At 68.0% G+C, this 294-nt stretch carries 1 protein-coding gene; it reads left to right on the forward strand.

The window, feature by feature from the left end:
* Positions 1-294: BRCT domain-containing protein (locus NE591_RS14910; protein WP_305145281.1), on the forward strand; the 294-nt coding region annotated here is incomplete at both ends.

A 294-nucleotide genomic window follows, 5' to 3' on the forward strand; every position in this document is an offset into this window, starting at 1 on the left:
ATCCTGTCGTAGGAGGAAAACGAGAGCGATCCGTCATGAGCGTGACCATGGCCGATGAGGCCGTCGTCCCGGGCGAGGAAGTGCCCCAGGTGCTGGCGGGCCTTACCTTCGTGCTGACGGGGACGCTTACGCACTCGGGCATGACCCGCGACGAGGCCGGGGCGCGCCTGAAGGCCATGGGGGCCAAGGTGTCGGGGTCGGTGTCGAAGAAGACGAGCTTCGTCGTGGCGGGGGAGAACGCGGGCTCGAAGTACGACAAGCCCCAGGCGCTGGGGGTGCCCGTGCTGGACGAGG

Origin of the sequence: Adlercreutzia sp. DFI.6.23 (assembly GCF_024462535.1) — a bacterium.
Classification (GTDB): Bacteria; Actinomycetota; Coriobacteriia; order Coriobacteriales; family Eggerthellaceae; genus Adlercreutzia; species Adlercreutzia rubneri.